The 15669-nt window shown below is 74.6% G+C and carries 9 protein-coding genes; 6 read left to right on the top strand and 3 right to left on the bottom strand.

Annotation, left to right across the window (positions count from 1 at the left end; genetic code table 11):
- The first annotated feature begins 229 nt into the window (after nt 1–229).
- Both CD790_RS21970 and CD790_RS21965 read left to right on the top strand, forming a co-directional pair.
- Nucleotides 230–3709: a BTAD domain-containing putative transcriptional regulator gene (locus CD790_RS21970; protein ID WP_144385013.1), complete on the top strand. Its 3480-nt coding sequence runs from the start codon at nt 230–232 to the stop codon at nt 3707–3709.
- A 111-nt stretch (nt 3710–3820) separates the two neighbouring features.
- Nucleotides 3821–4330 (top strand): hypothetical protein, encoded by a 510-nt coding sequence (locus CD790_RS21965; RefSeq protein WP_144385012.1) that lies wholly within the window; start codon nt 3821–3823, stop codon nt 4328–4330.
- 130 nt (nt 4331–4460) lie between these two features.
- On the opposite strand, the gene CD790_RS21960 is transcribed toward CD790_RS21965, so the two are convergent.
- Complete coding sequence (locus CD790_RS21960) at nt 4461–5390, bottom strand: GNAT family N-acetyltransferase (protein ID WP_144385011.1); 930 nt, start codon at nt 5388–5390, stop codon at nt 4461–4463.
- A 196-nt stretch (nt 5391–5586) separates the two neighbouring features.
- Between CD790_RS21960 and asnB the strand changes: the two genes are divergently transcribed.
- From asnB to ddaH, 3 genes are read left to right on the top strand one after another with little or no spacing between them, the layout of a single operon-like run.
- The gene (gene asnB / locus CD790_RS21955; protein ID WP_144385010.1) at nt 5587–7434 is read left to right on the top strand and encodes an asparagine synthase (glutamine-hydrolyzing); all 1848 of its coding nucleotides are present in this window, start codon (nt 5587–5589) and stop codon (nt 7432–7434) included.
- Between the two features lie 47 nt (nt 7435–7481).
- Nucleotides 7482–7859 (top strand): GntR family transcriptional regulator, encoded by a 378-nt coding sequence (locus CD790_RS21950; protein WP_144385009.1) that lies wholly within the window; start codon nt 7482–7484, stop codon nt 7857–7859.
- A 39-nt stretch (nt 7860–7898) separates the two neighbouring features.
- Nucleotides 7899–8687, top strand: a complete 789-nt coding sequence (ddaH, locus tag CD790_RS21945; RefSeq protein ID WP_144385094.1) for a dimethylargininase — start codon at nt 7899–7901, stop codon at nt 8685–8687.
- Nucleotides 8688–8777: 90 nt separating this feature from the next.
- On the opposite strand, the gene CD790_RS21940 is transcribed toward ddaH, so the two are convergent.
- The gene (locus CD790_RS21940) at nt 8778–9884 is read right to left on the bottom strand and encodes a DUF5925 domain-containing protein (RefSeq protein WP_144385008.1); all 1107 of its coding nucleotides are present in this window, start codon (nt 9882–9884) and stop codon (nt 8778–8780) included.
- 131 nt (nt 9885–10015) lie between these two features.
- Between CD790_RS21940 and CD790_RS21935 the strand changes: the two genes are divergently transcribed.
- Nucleotides 10016–11452 (top strand): xylan 1,4-beta-xylosidase, encoded by a 1437-nt coding sequence (locus tag CD790_RS21935; protein ID WP_144385007.1) that lies wholly within the window; start codon nt 10016–10018, stop codon nt 11450–11452.
- A gap of 245 nt (nt 11453–11697) precedes the next feature.
- Here CD790_RS21935 and CD790_RS21930 read toward each other — a convergent pair whose 3' ends face one another.
- Nucleotides 11698–15666 (bottom strand): lipopolysaccharide biosynthesis protein, encoded by a 3969-nt coding sequence (locus CD790_RS21930; RefSeq protein WP_399218014.1) that lies wholly within the window; start codon nt 15664–15666, stop codon nt 11698–11700.
- Between the last annotated feature and the right edge of the window lie 3 nt (nt 15667–15669).

The following is a 15669-nucleotide window of genomic DNA, read 5'->3' as shown; positions in this document are numbered from 1 at the left end:
GCTCCGGCGGCCGCCCCGAACCCGCTGGGGCGGCCGCCGCGTCAGGCCGCCGACCTGCATTCCCCCGTGCCGCAGGTCGGCGGCCGGCCTCGGAAGAGACGCTCCATGACGGGCAAGAACGACTGTGCCTCATGGTCCAGGGCTAAACCTTGAAGAAACCTTGTGACTGTGCAGGCGCGTCCTCCCAGGGTGCGAGAGGATCGCGTTGAGCGAAGCGGGAGGGCGCGCGATGGAGTTCCGGATCCTCGGCCCGGTGGAGGCGTTCGCCGACGGTGGACGGGTCGGACTCGGCCATGCCAAGCAGCGGAGCGTCCTGGCCGTGCTGCTGCTGGAGGCCGGCCGCGTGGTCTCCGTCGACCAGCTCATCGACCGGGTGTGGAGCGAGGATCCGCCCGGCGCGGTGCGCAACGTGCTGTACGGCTATGTGGCCCGGCTGCGCGCGGTGTTGCGCACCGGTGGCGCGGAGCGGGCCGGGGTGCGGCTGGCCCGACGCTCGGGCGGCTACGTCCTGGAGACCGACCCGCGGAACGTCGACGTGCACCGCTTCCGCGCCCTGGTCGCCGAGGCGCGGAGAACCGGCGGAGACGACGCGCGCGCCGCCGCGCTGCTCCGCGAGGCGCTCGGACTGTGGCGCGGAGAGGCGCTGGTGGGCCTCTCCGGCGACTGGCTGGACGCCACCCGTGAACAGCTGGGGGCCGAGCACCTCGCCGCGCTGCTGGCCCGCAACGACGTGGAGCTGCGGCTGGGACACCACGGCGAGCTCCTCGCCGAGCTGCGCGCCCTGGTCACCGCGCACCCCCTGGACGAGCGGGTGGTGCGGCAGTTGATGGTGGCGCTGTACCGCTGCGAGCGGCAGGCCGAGGCCCTGGAGGCGTACGAGCGCACCCGCGAGCGGCTCGCCGAGGGCCTCGGTGTCGACCCCGGACCCGAGCTGCGCGCGCTGCACCAGCGGATCCTCCGCAACGACCTGGCCCCGGCCGGCGCAGCGGTCGCCCCGGCCCCGCCCGCCGTTCGGCCGCGCGAGCCCGGCGGCACCACCCGGCTCATCCCCGCCGAACTGCCGCGCATGGTCCCCGGGTTCAGCGGACGCGCCGCCGACCTGGCCACGCTGGACTCCCTGGCGCGGTGCTACGGCCGGGGCGACGGACCCGGCACGCTCGACCCGGGAGCGGTGGTGATCTCCGCCATCGCCGGCACCGCGGGCGTCGGCAAGACGGCGCTGGCCGTCCACTGGGGGCACCGGGTGCGCGACCGCTTCCCCGACGGCCAGCTCTACGTCGACCTGCGCGGCTTCGACCGCGACCGGGAGCCGCTCAGCCCCCGCGCCGCGCTGGCGCAGCTGCTCTGCGGCCTCGGCCTGACCTCGCAGGAGATCCCCGCCGACGAGGAGGAGCAGATTCGCCGCTACCGCTCGCTCCTGGTCGACCGTCGGATGCTGATCGTGCTGGACGACGCGGTCAGCGCCGAGCAGGTGCGGCCGCTGCTGCCGGGCGGCCGGTCCTGCTTCGTCGTGGTGACCAGCCGCAACCGGCTGCGCGGACTGGTCGCCCGGGACGGCGCCCACCCGCTCAGGCTGGACGTCCTCGCCGCCGGCGAGGCGCACGACCTGCTGACGGCGGTGCTCGGCCGGGCCCGGGTGGCCGCCGAGCCCGACGCGGCGGCCGAGCTGGCCCGGCTGTGCGGTTACCTCCCGCTCGCCCTCCGGGTGGCCGCGGCGCAACTGGTGTGCGAGCCGGACCGGGACATCGCCGATCTGGCCGCCGAGCTCGCCGAGGGCAGCCGGCTCGCGGTGCTCGAGCTGGAGGACGACGAGCCCTCGGCGGTCCGCGCCGCCTTCGAGCTGTCCTACCGCGCGCTCAGCCCCGAGGCCCGGCTGCTGTTCCGCCGGCTCGGGCTGGTGCCCGGCCTGGAGTTCGCCGCGGGCGCCGCGGCCGCCCTGCTGGACGGCACCGAGCGCGAGGCCGCCCGACTGCTCCGCCACCTGGCCACCGCCCATCTCATCGAGTCCCACGGCGAGGACCGCTACGGCTTCCACGACCTGCTGCGCGAATACGCCTGCGAGCTGTGCGCCGCGGTCGAGCGCGAGGAGGACCTGACCGCGGCCCGGGACCGGCTCTACGCCTGGTACCTGCTCGGCGCCGACGCCGCGGGGGACCTGCTGTACCCGCAGGTCCCCCGGCTGCCGCGGCAGGTGGCGGGAGCGGCGGGCCCGGCGCCCTCGGAGGGGACGGCCTCGGACGGTCCGGCGGGTGCGGGCAGCACGGCCTCGGGCGGTCCGGCGGGTGCGAGGGGGGCGGCCGTCGGATCGCCCCCGGGCGGGGCGGAGGACACCGGCCCGTCCGGCCCGCACTTCGCCCCCGACACCCCCGTGCTCGCCATCCCCCCGGTCCGCGACCCCGTCGTCTTCGCCGACGAACGGGAGGCGATCGAATGGTTGGCGGGGGAGCGTTCCCATCTGCTCGCCGTCGCGGAACGGGCGGCCAAGGAGGGCCCGCACGCGGTCTCCTGGCACCTGGCGGACTCCCTCTTCGCCTACTTCTGGCTGAGCCTGCCCCGCGACTCCTGGCAGGCCATCTCCCAGGCCGCGATGGACGCGGCGGCGTCCGTCGGGGACCGCAGAGGGGAGGCCGCCATGTGCAGCAACGTCGGGGTCGCGCTGCGGGAGGTGGGCCAGGTCGGCGCCGCCGCCTCCTACCTGCGCCGCGCGTTGGAGCTGCACCGCGCGATCGGCTGGCCCATCGGCGAGGCGCGGGCGCTGGCCGGCCTGGGGCACGTGGCCTGGGAACAGGCCCGGCTCGACGACGCCCTGGCACACCACTCGCAGGCCGTGGGGATGCTGCGCGAGCACGGCCAGTGGGGCGGCGAGGCGTTGGCACTGGTCGGTGTCGGCCTGATCCACCGCGACATGGGCCGGCTCGACCTGGCCATCGAGCAGCTGGAGACGGCGCTCCAGATCAGCCGGGACTGCGGGGTGCGTTACGAGACCAACCACCTGGACACCCTCGGCATCGCCTACTGGGAGGCGGGTCGGCTCCGGGAGGCGCTCAAGGTGCTGGACGAGGCGCTGGCCGTCAACGACGCGGTCGGCTACCACAACGGGCGCGCGGTGGCGCTGCTGTTCCGGGGACGGGTGCACGTCGAGCTCGGGCGGTACGACGAGGGGCGGGCCCAGGGCGAGCGGGCGCTGCGGCTGGCCCTGGACACCGGGCACCGCAGGATCCAGGCCGACGCCCTCAACACCATCGGCGAGGCCCATCGCGGCCTGGGGCGCGCCGACCTCGCCGCGGCGGCCCACGCCCGTGCCCTCGCCGCCGCGCGCGCGGCGCAGAACCTGCGCGCGGTCGCGGACAGCGTGCTCGCGCTCGCCGTCACCGGACGGCTGCTGCGCCGCTACGACGAGGCCGAGACCCGGGTGGGCGAAGCGCTGGCCATGGCCCGCCGCAGCGGCTTCCGGGTCGTCGAGGGCCAGGCGCTCACCGAGAGCGCCGAGCTGCACGCCGCCCTCGGTGAGCACGAACGCGCCCGCGCCGCCGCCGAGGAGGCGCTCGCCGTCCACCGCGAGACCGGCCACCTCCTCGGCGAGGCCCGCACCCTGGCCGTGCTCAGCCGCGCGCTCCGCGCCCTCGGCGACTCCCCGGAGGCGGATTCCGCCTGGCGGCGGGCTCGCCGGATCGTGGCCGAGACGGGCGCCCGACAGCTCGACGACTGAGGAGCCCCGAAGCGGGAACTTCCCGGCCCCGTCGGGCGTTGCGGCGGACGACCTGTTCGTTCGACGTGTGACACGACGGTGGCGCCGTCGTCGGGAAGAAGTGAGCAACCCATGGCCATGGTGGGCCTGTTCTGGATCGTCGAGGGCGACGTGTACGTGGGCGCGAAGCCGTTCGGTCGGGCTCCCGGGGTGCGCCTGACCCCCGAGGGCGTGGTGGCCCTCGGCGACGGACAGGACGGCCTCTACCTGTGGGAGGACGTGAACGCCCTGACGGTGGAGGGCGTCCCCGTGAGGTCCCTGAAGCGGCAGGCCGGCGCGGTTCTGGGCACGGTGATGAGCCTGACCCTGTCCGTGGACATGGGGGGTGAGGCCCCGCCGTTGATGACGGTGTCCGTCGGGTCACCCGACGGCGACCACGAGTTGGCGGCCTACGTGGCCGCGGCCAACGGCTACTCCCCGACGGAGGTCGACCTGTCCCGCGCCCTCCTGGCCCGCCTCACGGAGGGCGCCGCGACGATGGCGACGACGCTGGCGGCGATGTCGGAGTGGGGCCGTGCGTGGGAGGGCGGCACGCCTCGGGCGGCGGAGCGGGAGGCGCTGTTGCGGGGGTGGGTGGGCTAGCGTCTCCGATCGCGCCCTGCTGGACGAACGGTCCGCGGACTGAGGCCCCGGGCGCGCGGGGCGGCGCACACCACGGCCCGGGGCGGGAGACGGCGGGTTCGAGGGGAGCGGGGCCGGCGGGGCCCGCTCGTCAGCCCGCCAGCTCCCGTACGTACCGCCACTCGGTGGCCGCGAGCTGGTAGCCGAACCACCGGTTGATGGCGAGCATGGGCGCGTTCTCGCCGTCGTTGCCGGTGAAGGCGAGCACGCAGCCGGCGGCGCGGGCGCGGCGGAGGGAGTCGTGCTTGGCCAGCTTGGCGAGCCCGCGGCCCCGGAAGGCGCGCGGGGTGCCGGTCATGCCGGACCAGTAGCGGCCGTGGCCGTCGGTGTGGGCGACGCTGTAGGCGGCGACGGCGCCGTCGACCAGGGCGACGGAGGTCAGTTCGCGGTCGAGCGCGGGATGCTCCCAGGTGTGGGCGAGCCACTGCGCGTAGGGGACGGGCCGTTCGGACACGTCGCCCGGCTCGTCGGCGGTGCAGGCGATGTCCGCCTCGTACAGCGGCCGTGGGTCGGCGGCGAAGTCGGCCGCGGTGCGCAGTTCGACGCCCGGGGCCCCGGCCGTCTCCGGAAGCGGGGGCAGCGGCGCCCGGGCGAGGTCGAGGCGCTGGACGCGGGAGGAGCGGCCGCGCGTGTAGCCGCGGCGCTCGGCGAAGGTGACCGCGTGGCGCTCGTCCAGCGTCCAGACGAGGACCTTCGCGGCGCCGAGCCCTGCCAGGTACTCCTCCGCGGCGGTCACCAGCGCCGAGCCCGCGCCGCGGCCGCGCTCCTCGGCGTGCACGGTGGTGTCGGCGTAGGCCAGCCCCGGCTCCTCGCTGTCGGAGTAGAGCCCGACCTCGGTCGATCCGACCACGCGCCCGTCCCGCTCGACCACCAGCAACCGGTGGTGCCGCGCCGCGGGCGCCCGGGCCGCCTCCCAGGCGATCGTCCGCGCGGTGGTCACCAGATAGGGGAAGGCGGAGCGCCGCGCCGCAGCGACGGACTCGGCGTCCGAGGGGCGGAATTCACGCACGTTCAGCGTCATGGAGCCGCAGGCTACGCGCAGTTCGGGACGGCGGCGCGGGATTTTCCAGGGCTCGCGGATGGCCGGAAGAGTTCGATTGCCTCAGGCTATAGATGCTGCATGCATGTAAATGCGCGTACGGTGATCGCCGCGGCTCGTCGCCGGGCGCGGCGAGCCCACGGGACCCCTGTCCACCGGAGCTGAGGAGGACCGCGAGATGTGCGGAATCACCGGATGGATCGCCTACGAACAAGACCTGAGCCGCGAACGCGGCACCCTCGACGCGATGACCGCCACCATGACCTGCCGCGGCCCGGACGCGGGCGGCGCCTGGCTGGACACCCACGCCGCCCTCGGCCACCGTCGACTGGCGGTGATAGACATCGAGGGCGGCGCCCAGCCGATGACCGTCGCCCGCGGCGGCGAGACGGCGCTCGTCACCACCTACAGCGGCGAGGTCTACAACCACCGCGAACTGCGCGCCGAACTCGAGTCGCGCGGCCACACCTTCCGCACCCGCAGCGACACCGAGGTGGTCCTCCACGCCTACCTGGAGTGGGGCGCTGACTTCACCAGCAGGCTCAACGGCATGTACGCCTTCGCGCTGTGGGACCCACGCGAGGAGGAGCTCCTCCTGGTCCGCGACCGCATGGGCATCAAGCCGCTCTACTACCACCCGACGGCGGACGGTGTGCTCTTCGGGTCCGAGCCCAAGGCGATCCTCGCCCACCCGGCCGTGCGCCCCGCCGTCGACACCGAGGGGCTCGCCGAGCTCCTCGCCTTCACCAGGACCCCCGGCCACGCCGTCTACAAGGGCATGTACGAGGTGCGGCCCGGTCACACCGTGCGGGTCCGCCGCCAGGGCCTGACCGTCCACCGCTACTGGGCCCTGGAGGCCGCGGACCACACCGACGACCTCGACACCACCGTGCGCCGGGTGCGTGAACTCCTCGACGACATCGTCGCCCGCCAACTCATCGCGGACGTCCCGCTGTGCACCCTGCTCTCCGGCGGCCTGGACTCCTCGGCCATCACCGCGCTCGCCGCCGGCCGGCTGGCCGCCGAGGGGCGCGGACCGGTGCGCTCCTTCTCCGTGGACTTCCTCGGCCACGCCGAGCACTTCCGCCCGGACGACCTCCGCGCCACCCCCGACGGGCCCTACGCCCACGCCCTCGCCGAGCACGTGCGCTCCGACCACCGCGACATCGTGCTGGACACCGCCGCCCTGCTGGACCCCGGCCACCGCGCCGCCGTCCTCTCCTCCCGCGACCTCCCGGTCGGCTTCGGCGACGGCGACACCTCCCTCTACCTGCTCTTCAAGGCCATCCGTGAACAGTCGACCGTCGCCCTGTCCGGCGAGTCCGCCGACGAGGTCTTCGGCGGCTACCGCTCCTTCCACGACCCCGCGACCGTGTGGGCCGACACCTTCCCCTGGATCGCCGACGGCGTGGACGCCGCCTTCGCCGGCGGCGGAACCCGCCAGGCCCTGCTGGACCGCGGGCTGCTGGCCAAGCTCGACCTCGCCGGCTACCGGGACGACCGCTACCGCGAGGCGCTCGCCGAGGTGCCGCGTCTCGAGGGCGAGACCGGCCTGGAACGGCGCATGCGGGAGGTCTGCTACCTGCATCTCACCCGCTTCGTGCAGATCCTGCTGGACCGAAAGGACCGCGCCAGCATGGCCGTCGGGCTGGAGGTGCGGGTGCCGTTCTGCGACCACCGGCTGGTCGGCTACGTCTTCAACACGCCCTGGGCGATGAAGACCTTCGACGGCCGCGAGAAGTCGCTGCTGCGGGCCGCCACCCGCGATGTGCTGCCGGCGGCCGTCGCCGACCGGGTCAAGAGCCCCTACCCCTCCACCCAGGACCCGCGCTACGCGCTCGCCCTCCGCGACGAGCTGCGACGACTGCTCGCCGACCCGGACGCGACGGTGCGCCCGCTGCTCGACACCGGGGCGCTCGCCGAGGCCCAGGCGGATCCCACCGGCGGCGGCTTCCGGGCCGGCACCGAACTCGTCCTCGCCCTCGACGCCTGGCTGCGTCAGTACCGGACCGCGCTCGAGCTATAGCAGACAATGGGTGCGACAAAGTCGTCTCGCACCCTGGGAGTCCCACCGTGGCCCTACGGATCTCCGTCGACCCCGAGTCCGCGACCGCCCCGTTCGAGCAGCTCCGCGCGCAGATCGCCGAGCAGGTACGGGCCGGCGTCCTCCCCGTGGGCTACAAGCTGCCGACCGTACGCGGCTTCGCCGAGGAACTCGGCCTCGCCGCGAACACCGTCGCCAAGGCGTACCGCGCCCTGGAGGCGGACGGCGTCATCGAGACCCGCGGCCGCAACGGCACCTTCGTGGCGGCCGCGGGCGACGCCGCCGAGCGCGAGGCCGCCGCCGCGGCCGCCGGCTACGCCCAGCGGGCCCGGCGGCTCGGCCTGGACCGAGCCGCCGCGCTCGCCGCCGTCGAGGACGCCCTCCGAGCCGCCTACGGAGAGGAGTGAACACGCCCATCGGGCTACCATCCTGAACCCATGACTGCCATGAACCCCCTGACCAGCAGCAGGAAAGCGCTCGTACGACGGCCCAGCCCGCGGCTGGCCGAAGGGCTCGTCACCCACATCGACCGCAAGCCGGTCGACGCCGCCCTGGCGCTGCGCCAGTGGGAGGAGTACGTCGCCACCCTCAACGCCCACGGCTGGGAGACGGTCGAGGTGCCCGCGGCCGACGACTGCCCGGACGGCGTCTTCATCGAGGACACCATGGTCGTCTACCGGAACGTGGCGCTCATCGCCCGGCCCGGCGCCGAGTCCCGTCGCCCGGAGACCGCGGCCGTCGAGGCGACCGCGGCCGCGCTGGGCTGCTCCCTCAACCGCGTCCGCGAACCGGGCACCCTCGACGGCGGCGACGTCCTCAAGATCGGAGACACCCTCTACGTCGGCCGCGGCGGCCGCACCGACGGCGAGGGCGTGCGCCAGCTCCGCGCCGTCTTCGAACCCCTGGGCGCCCGCGTGGTCGCCGTCCCGGTCAGCAGGGTGCTGCATCTGAAGTCCGCGGTCACCGCGCTGCCGGACGGCACCGTCATCGGCTACCCGCCGCTGGTCGACGACCCGCGGGCCTTCCCCCGCTTCCTCTCCGTGCCCGAGGAGTCCGGCTCCCATGTGGTGCTGCTCGGCGGCGGCCGGCTGCTGATGGCCGCCAGCGCCCCGCGCAGCGCCGAGCTCTTCGCGGACCTCGGCTACACGCCGGTGCCCGTGGACATCAGCGAGTTCGAGAAGATGGAAGGCTGCGTGACCTGCCTGTCCGTGCGGCTTCGCGGCCTGTACGCCTGAGCGCTCCGCGGGCACGTGCGCCTGGGGCCCAGGCCCTACCTTCGGGGTCCGGGCCCGTACGCCCGGCGCCCACCGGCGGCCGGGCGTACGTCACAGATACAGCCCCGCGTCCGCCCCGGGCGCGGGGCCCGGCACCGAGGCCGGTCCGGTGCCCCGGCGCAGCGCGAACAGCTCGGCCAGCGTCGCCCCGTCCCGCCCGACGCCCTCCTCGGTGCCCAGCCAGCCCACCGCCTCCGCGCGGGTCAGCCGGCCCACCTCGATCCGCGCCAGACAGCGGCCCGGCCGCACCACCGCCGGGTGCAGCCGCTCCAGGTCCTCGTTGGTGGTCACCCCCACCAGCACCTTCCGGCCCTGCCCGAGCAGCCCGTCCGTCAGGTTCAGCAGCCGGGACAGCGCCTGGCCCGCCAGATGCCGGGCGTCGCCGCGCATCAGCTCGTCGCAGTCCTCCAGCAGCAACAGCCGCCAGCGCCCGCCGCCGCCCGGCCCGTCCTCCTCGCCGATGGCGATGTCCATCAGATAGCCCAGGTCGCTGAAGAGCCGCTCCGGGTCCAGCACGCAGTCCACCTGGCACCAGTCCTGCCAGGAGCGGGCCAGCGTGCGCAGCGCCGAGGTCTTGCCGGTCCCCGGCGGGCCGTGCAGCAGCAACAGCCGCCCGGCGATGTCGCCGGGGGACACCTTCATCACCCCGTCCAGCGCCTCCGCCACCGGCGCCGTGTAGTTGCCGCGGACCTCCTGCCAGGTGCCGGCCGAGATGCGGCGGGTGGTGCGGTGCGGCAGCCCGCGTCGCGGCGAGAAGTACCAGAAGCCCATCGTCACATCGTCCGGCTGCGGCTCCGGCTCGTCCTCCGCGCCCTCCACCGCCTCGCCCAGCACCCGCTCGGCGAGCTCCGCCGCCACCGCCGTCACCGTGACATCGGCGCCCTGGTTCCAGCGCGACACCAGCAGCGTCCAGCCCTCGCCCTCCGCCAGCGTCGCGCTGCGGTCCTCGTCGCGGACCGAGCGCAGCACGGTGGCCCCCCGGGGCAGCAGCGTGGCGCCCGATCTGACCCGGTCGATGGAGCGGCTGTGGGCGTACGGCTGCTCGCCGGTGGCGAACCGCCCGAGGAACAGGGCGTCGACGACGTCCGAAGGCGAGTCGTTGTCGTCGATGTTCAGCCGGATCGGCAGGGCCTTCTCGGCCTCGGAAGGGGCGCGCATGCAGCCATGATCTGCCAACTGCCGCTCTCGCGTACATGTTTTTACGGGGGTACGTGGTGCGAAGCCCCCGGAAATACGGGCGATCACGGATACTCTTACGCGTTGTGGGACGACACGGTGGGGGACATTCGATGTTGTTCAGAGCAGGACGGTGGCGGCTCACCACACTGCTCGGCGCGGTCGTGGTCGCTCTGGCCCTGCTGCTCACCACGTGCGCGGGCTGGCCGGGCGGCGACGCCAAGGGCACCACGGCGGAAGCCCCGGCGCCCACCGGCCCGACCACGGACCCGCCGGTGCCCCCCGGGCCCTCGCCGCGATCACCCGACGGCCCGGCCAGCCCGGAGCTGGGCTGGGGATTCACCCATACCCAGTACAGCGCCGACCAGGGCGCGACGGACGCCAGACGCCGGGCCGACACCCTGCTCTCCGCCCAACCCATGCCGCAGAACCAGCACATCATGGGCTGGGGCGCCGACAACCCCGAGCCCTCCCCGGACCGTTACGACTTCCGGGAGCTGGACCGGCGCGTCGCCCTGATGCGGGCCACCGACGCCACCCCGGTGCTCACCCTGTGCTGCGCCCCCGACTGGATGAAGGGCGGCCAGGCGGGCCGCACCGACTGGTCGCAGCGGGCCCTGGAGACCGCCCCCGACCCGGAGCACTACGCCGACTTCGCGCAGCTCGCCGGCGAGATCGCCCGACGCTACCCGGACGTTCGGCACTTCATCGTGTGGAACGAGTTCAAGGGCTTCTACGACGACGAGAAGCGCCGCTGGAACTACGAGGGGTACACCGAGCTGTACAACCTCGTCCACGCGGAACTGAAGAAGGTGAACCCGGACAACCTCGTCGGCGGCCCCTACGTGGTCGCCGACAGCGACCCACCCGACGAGGAGGGCGGCTCCGACGAGGTGCGCGGCCTGTGGGGCGCGCTCGACCAGCGCTCCGCCGACGCCATCCGCTACTGGAACGAACACAAGACGGGCGCGGACTTCGTCGTCGTCGACGGCTCCAGCTACACCCGCGAGGACGACGAGCTGATCCCCGACGAGTTCGCCGCCACCGAGAAGTTCGCCTCCGTCACCCGCTGGCTGAGCCGCACCACCGGGCTGCCGGTGTGGTGGGCCGAGTGGTACGTCGAGCCGCCCGCCGACGACGGCAGCGGACGCGTGGGCGGTCGGGACGGCTGGAGCGAGCGGCACCGCACCGCGGTGCAGGCCACCGCCATGATGCGGCTGGCCGGCGGCGGCGCGGCCACCGCCTTCTACTGGAACCCGCAGGAGACCGGCTCCGACTGCCCCGGCTGCCTGTGGAACAGCACCGAACTGCGCGAGGGCGGCGAGCAGTTGCCGATGATGGGGCTGCTGCGCCGGTTCGCCCGCGCGTTCCCGCCCGGCACCGAGTTCCGCCCCGTCACGGCGACCACCGGGGACGCCGCCCGCATCGAGGTCCTCGCCGACGACGCGGCCGTCCTGGTCGTCAACACCGAGGACCGCCGGGTCGGCGCGACGGTCGACGGGCAGGCGCTGGAGCTCTCCCCGTACGAGGTGCGCTGGCTCAGCCGGTGAGGTGAGGGCCGTGGGTGGGTGCGGGGTGGTGGGTGGGTCGGGTCCGGTCCGGGGCGCCTTCGGGGCAGCATGATTTACGGGCCTTACCCGTACCGCGAGGGAGATCCCTCTTCGCCCGCAAATCACGCGTCAGCGCCCCGAAGACACCCCTCCCCGTCCCCTTCCGCCGTCAGCAGCCCCGGCCCCCGCGCGGTCGGCCGTCGGTAGTCGCTTACAGCGCCCGGAGGCGAACCGAGCCCTGAGACTCACGACAGCGTGATGAACCGTTGTGCCAGCGACGCCAGGAGCAGTGCCAGCAGGGGCAGTGCGAACCAGTACATGCCCTGCAGCCAGCGGAGCTGGCGCACGCTGGGGGGGAGGGCCACGCGCAGCACCTCACGGGTCGTCAGCAGGACGCACAGGGCCAGTGCGGCGAGCGCGGCCGCCACCGACCAGGGGGTCCAGGTGATCAGCGGGCCGGCGGGGCCCGGGTCGGCGCGCTCCACGGGGCCGCGGGGCGGGTTCCGGAGCTCGTACACCGCGGCATCGTCGTTGGCGAGCACTCGGCGCAGCTCGGGCCGCCCGTCCAGGGTCCGTCGCAGCCGCTCCATCCAGTCGGCGGCGTAGCCCGAGTCGAACTCCAGATAGATCGACTGGCCGCGGTTCACCATCAGATACGAACGCGGGCCCGCCTCGCGCAGCGCCTCCACCAGCGGGTCGACCCGTCCGGGGTCGCGCGGGGCGAGGGTGGGCACATAGCCGACCCTCTCCATGTCGCGCGCGCCCCAGGGCATCGCCGGGGTGACGTTGACGGCCGGGTCGTCGCTCATCCACAGCACCCGCGCGGTCGGCTCGTCGTGCGCGTAGACGTACTCCATCGCCGCGACCTCGCCGGGCCGCACCCGCTCGAACGGCTCGTTGCCCCACCGCGCCACCAGGAAGCCGCCGAACAGCACCAGGCCCGCCAGCAGGGCGCACAGCGGGCCGGTGCCCCGGCGCGCCGCGGCCGTGCGGGGGAACAGGGCCAGGGCCCCCAGGGCGCAGGCGCCCGGGAGGGCGAACATGAAGACCCGCAGCGCCATCTCGCCGCCGTAGGACTGCATGCCGAAGCCCAGGAACGGCACGAAGGTCAGCACGAGGAGCGACCGCTCCGTGAAGCCCGCGGCGCGCCGCCGCAGCACGCCGAGGCAGGCGAAGGCGAGCACCCCGCCGGCCAGCGCTACCCGCGTGTACAGCACCAGCTTGTGGGTCTCGCTGCCACCCTCGATCCGGCCGGAGACGGAGGAGGACACATTGCCGCCGACCCCGCCGACCCCGCCGAACAGTTCGTCGAAGTGGCCCGACCAGTACGGCTCGGCGAACAGCCCCACCCAGGCCACCACCAGCACCCCGCACAGCAAGGGCAGCCCGCGAAGCGTGGAGCGGCGCAGCAGGACCAGGGCGGTCGCCACGCCCAGCATCACGAACGGGGTCAGCTGGTGCGCCGCCACCGACGCCGTGAACAGCGCCAGCAGCAGCGCCAGCAGCGCCACCCGCTGGCCGCGCGTGGACTCGCCGACCTCCGCCTCGCCCGGTCGCCGCTTGCCGGGCAGCTCCCGCGGCTCCCGGAACCAGACCAGCAGCACGGCGACGAAGACCAGGTAGAAGAGGTAGGTGAAGCCCTGCGGGGAGAAGTAGTCCTGGCCCACCCAGGCGCACAGCGCGAACAGCCACACCGCCGTCCACTTGGCCCGCCAGCTCGCCCGCACGGCTCGCATCAGCAGCATCAGCGGCGCCAGGTAGAGCAGTTGGATCAGCGTCGGCCACCAGCGCAGCACCTCGCCGACGTCCTCGATCCGGCACGCCTGGGCCACGAACTGCGCCGCCGCGAAGAATCCGGGCCAGCTCCAACGCGCGTCCAGGTCCGGCACCGCGTCGCCGGTGCGCGCGATGTAGTCCATGAAGCCGACGTGTTGCCAGGCGGTCGCGAACCGCGGCTCGGCCTCCAGCACGGCGGGTACGGCGTGCAGCGAGAGCACGGTGGTCAGCAGCGTCACCGTCAGCAGTACCGGGCGTGGCCGGTCCAGCCACAGCGCGGCCACGAAGGCCAGCACCAGCAGCCCGGCCCCGAGCAGCGTCGCCGTCGGCAGGACGGAGACCAGCCCCAGTCCGCCCATGGCGTCCAGCGCGCTCTCCCGCAGCCGCAGCAGCGGCAGCCAGTACAGCGTCAGCGCCGCGGCCAGCAGCAGCCAGATCCCGGTCTCGGGCCAGCGGGCGGGGCGGGCGGCGGGCGGCCGGACGTCGGGCTCGTCGGGCCGCCGCTCGGGCGCCTCCCCCTCGGCCGGCTCGGGCCGGCGCCGCCCGACCTCGGCGGCCGTGGACGGCCCCGGCTCGTGCTCGCGGCGGTCGGCCGCGGTGCGCCGCCCCTCGGTGAGGGGCGGGCCGTCCGGGGCGCTGCGGAAGTGACCGTTGGCCGGCGGGACGCCGTCCGTGCGGGGCAGTCCGGGCGGCACCGAGGACTCGCCGCTCGGCGCGGACCGGCCGTCGGCCGGCGCGGAGAGCTCCCGCGCGGGCCCCGTCCGCTCGATCGGCGGCGGGCCGCCGTACGGGGCTGGGCGCCGCTCGGGGTGGTCGAAGTCGGCCCGCACGCCCAGCGGCAGGGTGTCGGAGTCCAGCGCCGCGCGGAGCGCCCAACGGGTGCCGAAGCGCTGTTCGGCACGGCCGCGCAGCGGCGAGCGGAGCGCGGCCCCACGGTCGCCGTACACCGCCAGGTCCGCCAGGTCCCCGTCCGGCGCGGTGGCCGCGCCCCGCACCCTCGCGGCCCGACCCGGTCGCCCGGCCGGGCCGGCCAGGGCCCGGGACGACGGACGCGCCGAGCTGTGGGCCGCGGTACCCGAGGGCGCTCCGACCGGCGTGCGGGACGGCACGGTGGCTGCGGCGCCACCGCCCGGGCCGCCGCCCTCGGCGAGCATGCGACGCAGCCGGACCGCAGCGATCGCGGCGATCACCGTCAGGCTGCTCACCTCCGCGACACCGGCGCCGGTGAGCCCCATCCGCGGCAGCAGCAGCAGCGTCAGCCCCAGCACCAGCACGCACAGCAGGCCCTGGAGATAGGCCAGCCCCAAGGTGCGGCTGTGCGCCCGGAGCACCGCGAAGTACACCTCGATGACCACCCGCAGCAGGGCGCCCACCGCCAGCCAGCGCAGCAGCGGGGTGGCCTCCTCGGCGTAGGCCGCCCCGAACACCCCCAGGATCTGCGGGGCGAAGACGAACAGGACCACGCAGGCCGGGACCATGATCCGGGCCATCCGGCGGAGCGCCGCCCTGCAGTTCTCCGCCAGCCGGGCCGGGTCGTGCGAGCCCTCCACGGTCAGCGAGGCGCCCATGTTGACGGCGAGCAGATTGGTGGTGCCGCCGATGGTGGTGGCGATGTAGAAGTACGCGTTGTCGGTGGAGCTGACCTGCGAGGCGACGATGACCGGCACCAGGTAGACCACGGCCAGCGAGAAGAGCGACCCCGTGTAGTCACCGGCCAGGAAGCGGCCCATCTCGCGCGCGGTGGCGGGCCTGGTCTTGCCCTCGGTCGCCGCGACGTGCCGCGGCACCAGCCGCCGGAAGACCAGCCAGCCCAGCGGCAGCACCGAGACCCCGATGGCCGCCACCCAGGAGACGAAGACCCCCACGGTCGGGATCACCGCGGCCAGCCCGACCAGCAGCACCAGCTTCACCACCGAGAAGACGGTGTTCCCCACCGGCACCCAGAAGGCGCTGCGCAGCCCGGTCAGCACCCCGTCCTGAAGGGTGAGCAGCGACCAGGCGACCACGGCCACCAGGAAGAACGCGCCGTGCAGCGGCCCGTGCAGAAAGCGGTAGGACGGCCCCCACTCGTCGAGGGTCAGCAGGAAGACCGCCGCCGCACAGGTGACGACCAGCGAACTGGCGGCGTAGGTGCGGAACACCAGCCGGCCCGTCGCGCGTCCGGCCACCGGGATGAAGCGGGCCAGCGCCCCGGTCAGGGTGACCGCCGTCAGCCCGGCCAGGAACTTCATCGCGGCGATGGCCGCCGAGCCCTGGCCGACCGCGGACTCCTCGTAGTACCGGGCCGCGGCCAGCCAGTAGCCCAGCCCCAGGACCGCGGAGATGCCCGTGTTGAGCATCAGCGCATAGGCGTTGCGGAACAGGGGGTCCCGCCCGCCCCGTGCCGTGGTCGGCTTGTCGGCCGTCCGCTCCTCGGTCCGGGTGGTCGTGTCGGACACAGG

Origin of the sequence: Streptomyces sp. SAJ15, assembly GCF_007595705.1 — a bacterium.
Taxonomy (GTDB): domain Bacteria; phylum Actinomycetota; class Actinomycetes; order Streptomycetales; family Streptomycetaceae; genus Streptomyces.
The sequence above is the reverse complement of the archived record's forward strand: the minus strand, read 5'-3'. Positions and strand labels throughout refer to the sequence as shown.